Source organism: Altererythrobacter ishigakiensis (assembly GCF_001663155.1).
Classification (GTDB): domain Bacteria; phylum Pseudomonadota; class Alphaproteobacteria; order Sphingomonadales; family Sphingomonadaceae; genus Erythrobacter; species Erythrobacter ishigakiensis.
Window position 1 is genome coordinate 370,180 of the sequence record NZ_CP015963.1, and the last position, 14,789, is coordinate 384,968.

The following is a 14,789-nucleotide window of genomic DNA, read 5'->3' on the forward strand; positions in this document are numbered from 1 at the left end:
CTAGAAGTCAAAGCGAGCAATGAACGTGTAACGACGGTCATTGCGGAACGCTGAGCGCGGCACTCGCAGGCCCTCGAAGTTTACAACTTGCGAGGTACGAGTAACTTCATCGAGCAGGTTCACGCCCTGAACACCAACCTTGATGTTGTCGGTCACCGAATAGAAGATCGACGCATCAAGTTGGCCAGTGGATTCTTGCCAGATAGGTGAGAACGGAATGATGTCGTCGCGCGGGGTCACCAAGAATGCAGAACGCCAGTTATAGGCTGCGCGCGCCGCAAATGGCCCCTTCTCGTAGAACAATGTCGCATTGACAGTATGCTTTGAAATCCCCGCCAATGGCTGACCATCGACAAATGCCCCGCCGCCCAGTTCATTCGTCCCGCTAGTGACCGACGACTGGCCTACATCGGAAAGATTTGGGTTTGAGAAGTCAGATCCATCTACATAAGTGTAGGTGAACTGCCCGCCCAATCCGCTCAGCAAGCCTGGGAGGAAATCCCAAGAGTGCTGATAAGCAATTTCGAAGCCCTTCAGATTGCCGCTCTGGTCATTGAATGGGCCTTGGAAGACATAGTCCGCCGTAGGTGACTGTTCTCCCTCGAGCTGTCTTGTCTCGAAGCCATTGTTGATGATGCCTGAGATGTCCTTGAGGAACACCGAAGCTGTCAATGAGCCGACATCGTCGAAATACCATTCAGCCGAAAGGTCATAGTTCCATGACTCGATTGGCCTTATTTGACGGTTGCCAGTCCGGATGTTGAAAAGCGGGCCAGTCAACAAGGTGCCGCTTTCTAGCAGGTTGCCAGTATTGTCGCCCACCGCGCCATTGATCGAGACCAATTGCAGGTCTGGGCGTGATATGCCTTTGGAAACAGCGAAGCGGAATAGCAGCCCATCGCCTACGTCCAGTTTCGCGTTGAAGCTGGGGAGCCAGCTATCAAATTTGATCTTCTGGTTCGTGGGAATGATTTCGCCTGTATGGGCCGCAGCAAATTCTGCAAGCCGCGGCGCGAATGCCGGATCGCAATAGCCCCTAACCGCACCCGGGATACGGACCGGACCAAGACAGTTCGCCTCAATCTCGGAGACCTGCACAATGCCATCGCCATTGCCCCCGGCGACTACGTCATCAAAACGGCCGGGGTCAGGATAAGCAAGCAATGCAGGTGCATCGATTTCCGTTTCGATGTAACGAAGACCGAAGTTGCCTTCGAGGTTCCAACCGTTGTTGAAATCAGTTCCGAAATCGATCCGGCCATAGGCAGCCTTGGTCTGCTCATTAACCGTCGAAACTTCGCTTGGGCAGAAGAAGCCCTGGATATCACACGGGATTGTATTGCCTGGAACCGGGTTGAATGGATCCTGCCGGGTTCGACCATTCACACCATAGTTGAAACGCTCTGGCGACTGGCCAGCTGTCGCGATCTCATCAAATTGCTGATCGCTGACACCAGCGAGATACTCTCCGAGGAAATCATCGCCCCCAAAGTACCAAGACCCACCGCCGTCAACCGGCGTTGGCGCGTTCCCGCGCTGGAAATTGTCGCCGAACGGAGTGAGGAAATTCGCGTACTGCGGAAATTCGTCGACATAAACGCCGCCCGCAATCGCAAACTCCTGTCCCGGCAGGCCCGTATAGAAGCGGCCAGGAGTAAAGCCCGCCCAGGACGGCGTAAACGGCCCAGGGCCCTGGAAACAGCCAGGCCCTTCACCCCAAGGAGCACAACCAGCACGGCCAGCCCAAGGCGCCGACAGGTTGCCCCAGGTGCTAAAGTTCGTGTTTCGCGTTGTGCGGTCACGATCTGACCAGCGCGCACCGAAACGAGCAGCTTTAAAGAAACCGTCATCGCTGATGTCGTACTCGGCATCAAACCTTACGCTGTCGAGCTCACCTTCGTTCTTCTCACGGCTATCAAGGCCAAACCAGTAGTAGCTATAGAAACCGCTGGTGAAGTAGTCGCTTGGCGAATTTTCTGGCGCAAGAAATTCAACACTGGGCGTCTTGCCTGATAGATCAAGCGCGACATCAGCCCAGGTACGGGTAGCGCCAAATACTGAGTCGCGACGCAAGCTAGAATCGATGTGCTGCGCCTCGATGTTCACGCGGAATCGATCTGTGAGGTTCCAATCGACGTCGAAAGAGAAGTCTTCTGTAACCGACTTCGCAGCCCTCACGAAACGAAGAGCCTCAACGTTGAGGCCGCCGTTGCCGAATGGAGTGGCATAAGCATCGCCAGGCCGCTGTGTCAGAATGCCGCTTTCGAAAACACCATTCTCATCAAACTGCCATGTGCTGCCAGCACGCGGCACTGGAAACAGATTGTCAACATCTGCAGCAGGCGGAGCGATAAAGGCGAATTCTTCGGTTTCAAATGTTGTTTCAGAGCGAAGGTATTCGATCGTCGCAACGAAATCGCCGGTCGGATCTTCGTACTGGAAAATCCCAGACCAAGCTTCGCGGTCGCGGTCGAGATCCGTTGTACGGACACCAGCACCCTTTGGAACTACAACGGACCCAGCCGGCGGGAAATTGCTCTCATCAAAGCTCGGATCGCCACTAAAACCGCCGGACGTAAGCGTAAGAACGCGAATACAGTCGGCGTCGTAAGTAGTCGCACGATAGCACGGGTCGGCAATCTGTGACGCGTCGGTGCGGCTCTTCAACTCAGAGGTTGAGTATGCAAGCTGAAAACCCACTGTTCCGCGATCGGTATCAATGGTTGTCGACCCCAACAGGTTGAATGTCGGAGACCAATCTTCCCTTAAATCGCCGTAGTTGGCCTCGACTGATCCAGCAATCTTCAATCCAGGATTGTCTAGAGGCTTGCGAGTCACGAGATTGACGGTACCCGCAATGGCGCCTTCAACCATATCAGCTGTGACGTTTTTGAATACCTCTACTCGACCAAGTAGCTCCGGCGACACGTCGTTAAAGCTCAGCACTCGACCACCGTTCGCCGAGAAAATTTCGCGGCCATTTAGCTCGGAGCGCACATAGGGAATGCCGCGAATAATAACGCCGGTGCCCTCAACCGAGAAGCGGTCGGGGTCAGTCGTCTTTTCAAATCGGCCAATGTTGACGCCGGGAACACGCTGCAATGCCTCAGCCACGGACCGGTCCGGTAGTGCACCAATGTCTTCCGCCGTGATCGCGTCAACGAAGGTATCGGAGTCACGCTTGATATTCTGCGCACTCTCTAGTGAAGCACGGAAACCAGTGACCACAATCACATTGTCGGCCTCGGCCGCCGCTTCTTCATCACCCGATTCCGCATCCTGCGCCATGGCTGGAGTCGCAATCATCGCTGATAGCGCGATGCTCGAAGCAGTGCTGAGTGCCAGAAAACGCCGCGAGAGCACGGCTTCGGTTTGCTTTTGCTGAGACAAGTTTCCCTCCCCGGATGTGAACCTCACGCTCACGTATGTCCTATTAACACAATATTCCTTATCGGATGATGTTAGCGTTCACAACCCCAAAATGAACGTTCACATTTGATACTTTCGCAAAGTTGGGAATCATGGCATTCATGCAACAACAGCGTTATTAAGACAACGTCGACACAGAGGGCGCAAATACACAATGAACTACGGCAACCCTATCAAACGCATCGTGATCGTAGGCGGTGGTACTGCAGGATGGATGGCGGCAGCAGTCCTCTCACGCCTCAAAAAGGGTCGAGATCTCGATATTGTTCTCGTCGAATCAGAAGCAATTGGAACAGTGGGAGTCGGCGAAGCAACAATTCCACCGTTCGTTGAATTTAATCAAATGCTCGAGATCGATGAGCGCGAAATGCTCGCCGAGGCACAAGGCAGCTTTAAGCTTGGCATTCAATTTGAAAATTGGGGCGAAGTCGGGGACAGTTACATTCACCCCTTCGGTGCTTATGGTTATCATATGGGCGGCATCGCCTTCCATCAGGTTTGGCGTCGCATGCGCGAGGCAGGCGAGAAGCGCCCGATTCAAGCCTTCAACCTTGAGACCATGGCTGCGTATTTTGGAAAATTCGCACGCACACAAGATTATGCACAAGATGACCTTCCGCCGGTCAACTACGCGTATCACTTAGATGCCGGGCGCTACGCTGCATTCTTGCGCAAATATGCCGAAAAGCGCGGTGTAATTCGCAAGGAAGGTCGTATTGGTGATTATACGCTTGACCGGGAAAGCGGTTTTGTAATGTCAGTAGTGCTTGAGAGCGGCGAGAGCATTTCAGGCGACCTGTTTGTGGACTGCTCTGGATTTCGCGGGCTGCTCATCGAGCAAGCACTTGAGACTGGCTATGAAGACTGGACGCATTGGCTGCCGTGCAATCGGGCAGTTGCGCTTCCTTGCAACCGCGACGATGGCAGTCCACCACCGCCCTTCACGAAGGCCACCGCGCATTCAGCAGGATGGCAATGGCAAGTTCCGCTTCAGCATCGCAATGGCAACGGCCATGTCTATTGCGACGCATATATGTCAGCCGACGAAGCACACGACATCTTGGTCAGCAATATTGCAGGCAAGCCAACCGCGGAACCAAATCACCTTCGCTTCATCACCGGCCGAAGGAAGAAATTCTGGAACAAGAACGTTGTCGCTTTAGGTCTGTCTGCCGGTTTCATGGAGCCGCTCGAGTCAACCTCGATCCATCTAATTAATACTGGTGTAAACAAGCTGGTGGCACTGCTTTCGCTAGAAGGCATTAACCCCGCACAAGTTGACGCATTCAACCGTCTCACGGCCAAGGAATACGCTAGAATTCGCGACTTCCTTATCTTGCATTATAATGCAACCGAGCGCACCGATTCCGAATTCTGGAATTATTGCCGCACCATGAGCGTGCCCGACACTCTCACCGAGAAGGTCGAGCTGTTCAAAACGAACGGACAAATATTCCGCGAGGAAGACGAACTGTTTACCGAAACAAGCTGGGCTGCCGTGATGATGGGACAGCGAATTGTAATGGGCGGCCACAATCCGGTTGCAGATACTTTCGATCTGCCTGCAACTAAAAGCGAGATGGACGAGATGGAGAAATCAATCCGCTTCGTGGTTCAGCACATGCCAGGGCATGAAGACTATCTGAAGCGCTACTGCCCGGCTCCCACGATCTAGACGCTGGCGCACCCGACAGGATTCGAACCTGTGACCTCTGCCTTCGGAGGGCAGAGATTCACTGTTCGCTGACGTTCTTACCTATACGTAAGTAGCTGTAAGGCAACCATTGTAGTTCGACAAAGTCCGCCTATGTTTTACGGGAATTTTACAGGAATCTCATTCCTTCAATCCCCGTGAGGCATAATGGACCTGAGCAAAGTGAAAGAGCGAGCCAAGCTCAAGCCGGACCCAAAGGGCAAGGCAGAACCATACTGGCAGCGCCTCAGTCCTGGCTGCTTCGTCGGTTACTGCCCACATGTAGGCGACGGTGAGGGCACATGGCATGCGCGCGCATACGATGAAGACAAGCGTGGTTATCGGCGGAGGTGCCTTGGGTCCTTTGCTTCTTCCAGCGGCAACGAGCGATTCGCCCTAGCGAAAAAGGCCGCCGAGGCGTTTGCGGCAAGTGTAGAAAGCGGCGGCACCCCAGAGAAACGACTCGAAACGGTGCGGGATGCGTGCGAACAATACGCCGCGGATCGAGCTGAGGCCTCTGCCCGCTTTGAGCGTCACGTTTATGGACATGACCTTGCGAAAGTGAAGCTAATCAAACTTCGACGCAGGCATCTAGTGGGTTGGCGAGAATGGCTGAGCGGCAAGCCGGCAACCTACGGCAAACGTGCCAACGGCGCGCCCAAGACTCGACCACGAAGCCCCTCATCGATCAACCGCGACATCGCCGCGCTTCGCGCCGCACTGAATAGGGCGATAGCCCCGGGAACACCGAACACAGAGGCAGATTGGCAAAGCGCGTTAAAGGCTATCCCAAACGCAGATCGCAAACGAGACGGATACCTGCCTCGCGAACAGCGAAAAGCTGTCTTGGCGCAGCTGCCGCCAGATGCTCATGCATTCTTCACCGCGCTATGCCTTTTGCCCCTTCGCCCCGGAGCAATGGCCAAGCTGAAAGTCGCCGATTTCAACAAGCATACTAACGAACTTGCCATCGGAGAAGACAAGAATGGAAAGCCGCGCAGATTCACCGTCCCCAAACAGGTCGCACAACTAATTGCAAAACAGTCCGAAGGTAAGCCGCCTGCAGCTTTCCTATTCCAACGCTCTAACGGAAAACCTTGGAGCAAAGATTCATGGAAGATACCGTTGGCCAGCGCCGTGAGATCTCTCGAACTACCCAAGGACACATGCGCCTACACCTTGCGCCACAGCATTATAACGGACCTGGTCAACTCTGGCCTGCCGATTCTAACCATTGCACAAATTTCTGGGACTAGCGTTGAAATGATCGAGCGGCATTACGGGCATCTCGTGTCAGACGCAGCGGTGAAGGCCCTTGAGACACTGGAGGTTTAGGCGATGAAGCTGCCAAATCATCCCTACGTTTCACTTAATGATGCGCTCGATTGGGTGCATGAAATCTCGTCCAAAAGTAATCCAATCGACAGGACTTGCCTCGAGCAAGCGCTGACCCTCATCCTTGACAAAGCGGTCGAAGGCAAGATCAGGTTAGTCGGCAAGCATGCCCAATCGTACCCAGCTGAACCAAGCGAAATTCAATTGCATGCGATCCCAAAGCTGGCATTGCTCGAATACCGGCAGTGGGACCGCGATAACATTGCGCTGAGACATGGCGAAGGACTCCTCGGCTTTCCAGACCAGAATGGCGAATGGTCACCCGACCAAATTACAGGAAGGGAAGATTTCTACTGCGATGTACGGCTTAACCGTGCGGACCTGCTCGATGAGTTCCCTGCAGCCAAGGCTATCGTTGCCGGTACTGTTGGAGCGGAAAGAAAGTGCGAAACATGGCTGGACGCAGCTTTCGCCAATGACGGCAGCCCCCATCGCTCCAAAGCACACTTCAAGCAGCAGGCCCAGCGCGAAATTCCAGGCCTAACAGGCCGCGGATTCGATCGCGCTTGGGCTAAATCCGCGCCTAGTGCCGGTCGTTCTGCAGCAGGCAGGAAGAAATTGGCACGGTGAATCGATTCACCAATTTATCGTGTCGGCTATTCGCATAAACTCGTTTGCGTACTTTGTTGCCCGATCCACTCACAGGGAACAAAGTCATGAAACAAGAAGCGAACCAAATCCCGAAACTTGCCTACAGTATTCGAGAGGCCTGCCAGGCGACGAGTCTCGGCCGTACAAACCTCTATGAACACATCGCCAAAGGTAACCTGCGCGTCGTGTATGTTGGCCGCCGAGCCCTAATCCCGGCCGAGAGTCTTCACCGCCTTGTTTCAGGAGAAGGATGATGGCCTGGAGTCCAGTTCAGCTTCGCGCGTACGCAAGACTCGAACTCCTTATGAATCAGCTGGCGAGTGAATCGTTTGGTATCGGAGACATCGTTCGTACTGCGACGAGAATCGAGCAACTAGTCGGCGAAGTCGAAAAACTCTGGCCCCATCTGCCGGGAAACCGGGATTCCTTAGCTGACGCTACGGAGCGCATGCTCATGCGCATGGGGCTTGTGCGCCGCGCATTTGCTTCGCCCAGCCCACTACCTCACCAGTGGGACTTGCGGCAGCTACTTGATCACGATCTCGACGAACTGGTCTCCGGAATGTTCAACTATCACCAGGGGGTGGGAACATGAGCGAGGCTGCTTCTTACGTATCTTCAGGTCTGGCTCTGGTGCCTATACCAAAGGGAAGCAAAGGTCCGCGGCATCTTGGGTGGAATGAAGCGCGTAACGCCATAATGGACACTAGATCAGCAGCAGGTCACGAAGGGAATTGGGGACTTGCTCACGCCTACTGCTCGCCAGAGCCAACCTGCGCGCTCGATATCGATGACATGGCGCTTGCCAACGATTGGCTTGCCTCGCGAGGGGTTGATTTAGAACAGCTGATCGACGCCCCAGATTGTGTGCAGATTTTGTCTGGCCGGAAGAACCGCTGCAAAGCGTTATATAGGTTGCCACCCGGCGCCTCCGCGATGCCGAGCCTCGCGATTCACATCCCATTTGCTCAGCGATCTTCCGTGACGATACTCGAGTTTCGCTGTGCCAGCCTAAATGGCGTGACTGTCCAGGATATTCTTCCGCCATCCATCCATCCACGAACTGGGGCGCCCTACGAATGGGGTGGCAATGGGCATTGGCGATCTATGCCGGAGATACCAAGCAATCTGCTAGCCCTCTGGCAATCTGAGTTGAGCACGCGTGAAGCAAGCAGGTGCCCAGTTCCACCGCTAATCAAGCGGATCAATGACACACCAAGGCAGCGTGCGCGTTTGACTGACATGCTATCGATTATTTCTGCCGATTGTAGTTACGAGCGCTACCGTGATGTGGTTTGGGCAATTCTGTCTCTCGGCTGGACCGATGGCTTACAGGTCGCCGAGCGCTGGTGCCGCACTGCCCCTCATCGGTATGATGATAGAAATTTCCATTTGGTCGCCGCGAACCACGACCTAAGTCGCAGCCCGACACTTGGTACAATCGTGCATTTTGCGCGCGAAGAAGGCTGGGATGGCTAGCGTTGCACCAATAGCACGTCCGACGGATCCGCTGATCGAGCTACAACAAGCCTTTTTCATGTTTTCAATTGGCGGGGACGTGCGGATCGGTCGGCACAAGGAGCTGGCTGCGCTGAAGAATGGTGCCCGTCATGAGGACGTCGGGATGTATGGCATGCAGGCGGGCAAGCTTCTTATGGAGCGCCACCTCGAAAATCTGCCCATCTCGTGTGACCCTAAAAGGGTCATCAAGGACTTCGTTACTCACCCCAATACGGTGATGTATGACGAGATCGCCTTTAGTCCTTTGCAGACCCCGCCCACGACGCTCAACTATTGGTCACCTTCCCCGATTCAACCCATGCCAGGCGACTGGCTGATCATTCGTAACTTCCTGTTGGAGCAAATTTGCGGGGGCGATATCGGCCTATATCGTTACCTTATCTGCTATCTCGCACATATGCTCCAGCGCCCCGAGGAGAAACCTGGCGTAATTCCGTCACTGATGGGTGGACAAGGCACTGGGAAGGGTACTTTTGGTCAGCTCCTTAGAGCGATCTGGCCGCATACAACTCTACAAGTCTCCGATGTCTCTCATGTCGTGGGCCAGTTCAATGCTTCTATCGAACGGCACTATGCAGTCTTCATGGATGAGGCGCTATTCGCCGGTGACAAGAAGGCCATTGATCGCCTGAAGTCTTTTGTTACCGAACCATTCGTCACGATTGAGCAGAAGCTGCAACCACGTCGTTCCATACGCTCCTTTCACCGTTTCTTCGCAGCCAGCAACCACAGGCATTTTGCCCAAGTCGATACCGACGACCGACGCTTTGTGTTTTTCCAGGTTGGATCAGGGCGCAAAGCAGACGCGCACTACTGGAACTCTGTCCACGCTGCATTGGATGACCCGGAAGTAATATCAGCTGCCGTTCACGATCTGCAGCGCATCAAACTGGATCAATTCAACGTACGCTTGCGACCCAAGACCAGAGCTCATGTCGATCAGAAGCTGCGCTCCTTGTCGGGGTTTGACCGGTACTGGTACGAGGTATTGCAGACTGGGCAGATAGCACCTGGCCAGCCCTTTAGTGAGCATTGGTCTGATGCACGATTTGTTGCCACCGCGTCTATAATGCATGGTTGGACCACCGCAGAGCGCGGCCAGCGTAAGTACGGCTCATTGCAAGAGCGCGACATCCACGAGGCGCTCAAGCGGCTCTGTCCTTCTGCGCGAAGTGGGCGGCGATTGATCAACGGCGGACATCAAAGAGGCAAGGAGATGCCGTCATTATCGGCCGCACGGGAGGAGTTCGCCAAGTATCTGGATGCAACTATTCCTTGGGACTAGTCGAAAGAGCGCAAAGCGCCGAATGCCCCTTTGGGCGCTAGTGTCTGCAACGAAGGCCAAACTTGGATTGGGTTGAGTAAGCCACTTGCCACTTTTGCCAGCTTGAAAAGAAATGTGGTCGGAGGGAACGCAGCTGTGGGGAAGGCGCTTGATCCGGCAAATCTGGCACGCACCTTCCATGGCTCAGCGACGAATACCCGTGACGCGAAAGCTTTCTAGCTGAAAAGATTACAAGTAGGATGAGCACTGGGGTTGCTCCACCCAGAACACAATGTCATCTTCATGCCATTCAAACCACTGACATTTCCGGTCTTTTAGGAAGCAGAACAAGATGCAGCCGCCCAACTATGTTTCTCGAGAGCTGGAGTATCGGGATGACGGTGCAACGCGCAGGATTGGGCAAGATGAACTGCTTAGCCAACCGGGCAACCTGGTTATCCTTGGTGAGGCTGGCAGCGGCAAGTCCAGGTTGTTAGAAGAACTGAGCTCAGATGGTTTTGAACTCGTAACGGCTCAGCGCCTAATAAACTCACCTGACCCCCAAACAAAGTTCGGTGGTGCGACATGCCTCTTGGTGGACGCCGTCGATGAAGCCTCTTCGCGACACCAAGGAGAGGCGGTAGACAATGTTCTATCCAAGCTTGAACAGTCTGGCGTCAGCAGGTTTGTTCTCAGCTGTAGGGCGGAGGATTGGCAAACAGCTACATCTAGGACGCGGATCAAAGAGACTTTTGGAGAGGAGCCGATAGAGCTCTTCTTAAGGCCCTTCGAGCATAGCCAAGCCTTGACCTTTCTGTCCGAGGGGCTTGGCGAAGAGAAGGCCTCCGCTGTTGCGAGGGACTACGAGCTGCGAGGCTTATCTGAGTGGCTTGGAAACCCGCAAACATTAATCATGCTACGAGACGTCATTGCTGAAGGTGGTGCGCCCGAAAGCACCTATGAGCTATTTGAATCTTACATCGATCTATGTCTGCCTGATGCCAACGAAAGAAGGCGAGAGCGAGACGGGGAGTTACCCCTAAATGTTAGAAAGGACGTTCTTGGTTGCGCGTTCGCGGCCCTGATTTTGTCTGGGAAATCAGCGCTAGCCCGACCTGGGGCGGAACCAAGCGATGAAGACCTAAAGCTAGCCGATCTACACACCTTGTTGGACGAGAACGATTGGAGCTCTGTGAGCGGGAATCGCTTGGTGAGGGTGTTCCAGGCGGATGCCAATCGGCAAACTTACGCGCATCGCCGCATTGGCGAGTGGTTGGCGGCCCGCTGGTTGGTTGAGAACATAGCAAACTCAAACGGGCGGAAACGTCTTTTAGACGCACTCACGGTCGATGGCGTCGTGCCTGCAAGCTTCCGCGGCTTGTTCGGCTGGCTCGGCTATTATCCGAAGTATGCCGAAGACATTATTAACTCAGACCCGATGGGCTTGATCGAATATGGGGATGCCGATTGCATTCCAGATGAGCTCGCGAATGTGATGCTACAGGCGCTACAACGATTGGCCACAAAAGACCCCTACTTCGCAGATTGGAGGGTATACCGCGCGAAATGTCTCGTTAGGGGTGAAACTCTTAAAGATTCTTTGCGGATCATTTTTGACCCGGAAAGCAATTTTACACTGCGAATTTTCTTGGCACGGCAACTGAAGAACGAAAAGCTACCTGAAGATGTTTGTGATCGCTTAAAAGGACTGGCTCTTGAGCCGCAGAATGCGTTTAGTCTGCGTGAAGACGCAGCCGCTGCGCTTGTTGGCAATTTCAGTCCAGATCAAATGAAAGATTTGATTGAGAAACTTCGTTGCCAGGGCTCACACGACTCTACGCGCCTGGCTGCTGGTCTTGTTCTGGACGTCGGATTGGACGCATTTGACGACCAAGAGGTTGTTCAAGTCATAGCGGCGAACTCGGGGATTACGATTTCCACGGTCCCGGAAGAACCAGACGACAACATGATCGGTAAGAATTGGCAATACCGGCGCGACGTGCCTGACGAACGTTTAGGTGGGTTTCTCGACGCGCTGGCGCCCTACGCTTTGGAGCTATTGCCCGAGTATCGAGGGGCGGGTTCGGGAGGCCTAGTGGACCTAGGTGCCGTCCTTATCGGCAGAAGGCTTCAACTTGGGCTCGTCGAAGCAGAGCGGCTGCTCCTCTGGCTACGCGCCTTTAGAGGCCGAACATATGATACAGGCGAGCTCGAAATCATCGGGCAATGTTTGGAAGATAACGCCGAAGTTCGCCAAGCAATGCAGCAAATCTGGCTCGCAAGAGCTGAAGATGAGGGCCATCTGCGTGTCGCTGCACATGAACTTCGGGAGTTTCACCGCAAGTTGGGCTTGCAAGATGGCGATGTGGCGGCGTTCTTGAATGCTCAGCCGGTTGAATACCCCCATTGGATGGCAGCCGCACAGCTTACACCTCACTCAGACGACAAGGGGCAGCTTACGCGCGCTGCTATTGCACGGTTCGTAAACACTGAAGCAGATCTAGCGCTTTGCTTAGAAACACTCTTGAATCCGCCCAAGCCACAATGGCAAATCGAGGATGAGGCTGCTCAAGCCAGTGTGGTTGCCGAGCGCGAGAATAGGTGGGCCCAAGTTCGAGCGGAATTAGCTGAACGACTGGATGAACTTTCCATAGGCTCGCCAGATGCGATTGTCTTGCCCGCGCAAGTGTATTTCGGAAACTTCGGCGACCTAGCTGGGTTTGAAACAGCAATAGACCGGATTACTGCCGTTTATGGCCAAAATCTCGTACCATCGATTCTGGGTGCTTTTGAAGCATATTTAAACCGGCTTCCATCAAGCCCGAAGCTATCCGAGATTGCGCGACTCTATTCTGAGAATAGATATCTCCAGGCGCGCTATTGCCTATTGAGCGGGCTGTCTGAGCGCCTCCGCCAAGCGGGCGGTCTAGGTCAACTTACCCGCGACCAATTAATCGCCGCCCAAATGCATTGCGCGCAAATGACCTTCGATGGAGATGAATGGAGGGCGCTAGAAAGCGAGATTTGGTCGGCCATCTGTGAGGATCAGGCTGCTCTCGAGCAGTACGCAAGAATGCTGCTCGAGCCAAAACTTGAGGCATCTGCCTGGCCTATTGCGGGCATGTACGAACTACTAAATTTCACCGGCCAAGAGAACCTAGCGGTTGTCGTCAATTTGGCTTTCGAATGGCTCGCGAGGTTTCCCTGCCTCGATCCCAACTGTGAAATGCAAATCGTTGAATTCTTGATGGTGAATGGCGGGGTTGGGCGGCTTGAGACATTGGCATTGGAACGACTTGCGACGGCAGGGCTGGAACTGAAATCGCGTAGAGGGTGGCAGGTCATTCTTTTGCTTAGCAACTTTGAGGCGGCCGCCATACCGATCGAGAAAAACCAGCCTATTGATCCTGGGTTATTTTGGGCATTGCACGGTTGGCTAGACTTTGGCTCTCAGTCAGTGCGAACGCCGCTGGTTCCGTCTATCAAGCTTGCGGCCTGGATCGTCGCGACATTTCGCGTAACGTTCCCCCATGCTGCCCGGCCTGGCGGCACCTCGCATGGCGATGAAAACCCTTGGGACGCAAGCGCCTTTATGCGGCGTCTGATAGACTTAGTCGGTTCAGCGAACGATGAGGAAGCAGTGCGCTTACTGGAGGAATTGGCAGAAGCGGAGGATGACTACCGCGAACACATTCTTAAGGTTCAATTTGAGCAAGCGCGCAATATTGCAGAACATCAAAAGTCGGCGCTTTCTGTAGACGATATTCAAGCTATACTCGGTGCAAAACCTGCTCAAATTATCCATTTGATTCACGGCATTCGAACACATGCTGACTGGGTAGACACCACAGAACGAACTCTTCGGCAAAACCCTGATCTAGAAGTGGCGGTAACTAAATATGGCTGGTTTGACCTAGTAAGTTTCTTGCTTCCGGGAAGATCTAGGCGCTGGCCGATCAAGAAAGTTTCGGATGACCTGTTGCATAGCTACTCTCGCGCGCAAAGAGAGGGAAAGACCCTATCTGTGATAGCCCACTCAAATGGCACTTATGCAACAGTTAATGCCCTGAAAGAAAACCCGAATATAGAACTCGAGTATCTCTTGCTCTGTGGAGCGGTAATCGGCAGCCGACACTCCCTACACGAAGTCAAGAAAGCCAACGTTAGACGAGATATAATCAATGATTATGGGACAAGGGACATATATCCTGCAGTCGCAGCGTCTGTAACTTGGGGGTACGGCAATGGAGGCACATACGGTATCGGCACGCCGGCAATAGACCGTCGACATCCAGTCGGCCACTCAGAATTCTTCCAAGAACAATTCGTTGAAGATTTTTGGGTGCCGGTTTTCGAAGACGGAACAATCGCACGCCCAAATTACAATCCGCATCCTACTCACCCCTTCTACTATCCCATTTTTGAGGTCCAATGGCGTTGGCTAATATTGCTGCTCACGATTTATGGTCTTGGGCTTGTTGCCGACGCATTTGTGGCGATGCTTTGATGTGAAACCAACGAAGTAGTGTGCCCATTGGAGCCGGCTCGTATATACGTACGATCGCCAAGTTGTGTTATACAATGGTATGCCGCTTCCAAACGTACTTTCCGGTCAAGCTCAGAGGTGTAGAGCGCAAACCAGACGCGGCAATAGGCAGTGCAAGAATCCATCGGCTTACGGCATGTCAGTGTGTCGCTATCATGGAGCGAGAAAGCCTGAGACAATCAAGCGAGGCGAAGATCATCCGCAGTTTGTACACGGAGAGGAAACGCGCGAAGCCAAAGCTGAGCGAAGCCGCCGGCTTGCAGAACTGCGGGAGCTTGAAGCGCTATGTTACAAAGTGGGAATTATGGATGGGCCGAGGTGGCCGGGCCGCAAACCGAAGTGCGTGGCTG

At 53.8% G+C, this 14,789-nt stretch carries 9 protein-coding genes and 1 pseudogene; 9 read left to right on the plus strand and 1 reads right to left on the minus strand.

Going from position 1 to position 14,789, the window contains the following annotated elements; all coding sequences use genetic code 11:
• The gene (locus A6F69_RS01750; protein ID WP_245638267.1) at nucleotides 1-3,390 is read right to left on the minus strand and encodes a TonB-dependent receptor; all 3,390 of its coding nucleotides are present in this window, start codon (nucleotides 3,388-3,390) and stop codon (nucleotides 1-3) included.
• Between the two features lie 193 nt (nucleotides 3,391-3,583).
• Here A6F69_RS01750 and A6F69_RS01755 point away from each other — a divergent pair, with 193 nt between their 5' ends.
• The 9 genes and pseudogenes from A6F69_RS01755 (at nucleotide 3,584) to A6F69_RS13115 (ending at nucleotide 14,400) form a co-directional block, all read left to right on the plus strand.
• Nucleotides 3,584-5,104 (plus strand): tryptophan halogenase family protein, encoded by a 1,521-nt coding sequence (locus tag A6F69_RS01755; protein WP_067596700.1) that lies wholly within the window; start codon nucleotides 3,584-3,586, stop codon nucleotides 5,102-5,104.
• Nucleotides 5,105-5,290: 186 nt separating this feature from the next.
• Complete coding sequence (locus tag A6F69_RS01760; RefSeq protein ID WP_067596701.1) at nucleotides 5,291-6,457, plus strand: tyrosine-type recombinase/integrase; 1,167 nt, start codon at nucleotides 5,291-5,293, stop codon at nucleotides 6,455-6,457.
• Between the two features lie 3 nt (nucleotides 6,458-6,460).
• Nucleotides 6,461-7,087 (plus strand): hypothetical protein, encoded by a 627-nt coding sequence (locus A6F69_RS01765; RefSeq protein WP_067596703.1) that lies wholly within the window; start codon nucleotides 6,461-6,463, stop codon nucleotides 7,085-7,087.
• 86 nt (nucleotides 7,088-7,173) lie between these two features.
• On the plus strand, nucleotides 7,174-7,362 hold the full coding sequence (locus A6F69_RS13290; RefSeq protein WP_067596705.1) for an excisionase family DNA-binding protein: 189 nt from the start codon (nucleotides 7,174-7,176) through the stop codon (nucleotides 7,360-7,362).
• 200 nt (nucleotides 7,363-7,562) lie between these two features.
• Nucleotides 7,563-7,703 (plus strand): hypothetical protein, encoded by a 141-nt coding sequence (locus A6F69_RS13110; RefSeq protein ID WP_169816530.1) that lies wholly within the window; start codon nucleotides 7,563-7,565, stop codon nucleotides 7,701-7,703.
• A pseudogene (locus A6F69_RS13295) lies at nucleotides 7,700-8,170 on the plus strand (bifunctional DNA primase/polymerase); the annotation flags it as partial. The gene A6F69_RS13110 and the pseudogene A6F69_RS13295, both read left to right, overlap by 4 nt.
• A 180-nt stretch (nucleotides 8,171-8,350) precedes the next feature.
• Complete coding sequence (locus tag A6F69_RS13195; RefSeq protein ID WP_245638268.1) at nucleotides 8,351-8,587, plus strand: PriCT-2 domain-containing protein; 237 nt, start codon at nucleotides 8,351-8,353, stop codon at nucleotides 8,585-8,587.
• Nucleotides 8,580-9,914 (plus strand): primase-helicase family protein, encoded by a 1,335-nt coding sequence (locus A6F69_RS01785; RefSeq protein WP_067596711.1) that lies wholly within the window; start codon nucleotides 8,580-8,582, stop codon nucleotides 9,912-9,914. The genes A6F69_RS13195 and A6F69_RS01785 overlap by 8 nt, the downstream gene beginning before the upstream one ends.
• Nucleotides 9,915-12,303: 2,389 nt before the next feature.
• Nucleotides 12,304-14,400 (plus strand): hypothetical protein, encoded by a 2,097-nt coding sequence (locus A6F69_RS13115; RefSeq protein ID WP_169816531.1) that lies wholly within the window; start codon nucleotides 12,304-12,306, stop codon nucleotides 14,398-14,400.
• Nucleotides 14,401-14,789 lie beyond the last annotated feature (389 nt).

What these genes read in the sequence shown, in the direction of transcription:
- A6F69_RS01755 (WP_067596700.1), top strand. Translation starts at nt 3,584, where the DNA reads ATGAACTACGGCAACCCTATCAAACGCATCGTGATCGTAGGCGGTGGT.
- A6F69_RS01760 (WP_067596701.1), top strand. Translation starts at nt 5,291, where the DNA reads ATGGACCTGAGCAAAGTGAAAGAGCGAGCCAAGCTCAAGCCGGACCCA.
- A6F69_RS01765 (WP_067596703.1), top strand. Translation starts at nt 6,461, where the DNA reads ATGAAGCTGCCAAATCATCCCTACGTTTCACTTAATGATGCGCTCGAT.
- A6F69_RS13290 (WP_067596705.1), top strand. Translation starts at nt 7,174, where the DNA reads ATGAAACAAGAAGCGAACCAAATCCCGAAACTTGCCTACAGTATTCGA.
- A6F69_RS13110 (WP_169816530.1), top strand. Translation starts at nt 7,563, where the DNA reads ATGCGCATGGGGCTTGTGCGCCGCGCATTTGCTTCGCCCAGCCCACTA.
- A6F69_RS13195 (WP_245638268.1), top strand. Translation starts at nt 8,351, where the DNA reads ATGCTATCGATTATTTCTGCCGATTGTAGTTACGAGCGCTACCGTGAT.
- A6F69_RS01785 (WP_067596711.1), top strand. Translation starts at nt 8,580, where the DNA reads ATGGCTAGCGTTGCACCAATAGCACGTCCGACGGATCCGCTGATCGAG.
- A6F69_RS13115 (WP_169816531.1), top strand. Translation starts at nt 12,304, where the DNA reads ATGGCAGCCGCACAGCTTACACCTCACTCAGACGACAAGGGGCAGCTT.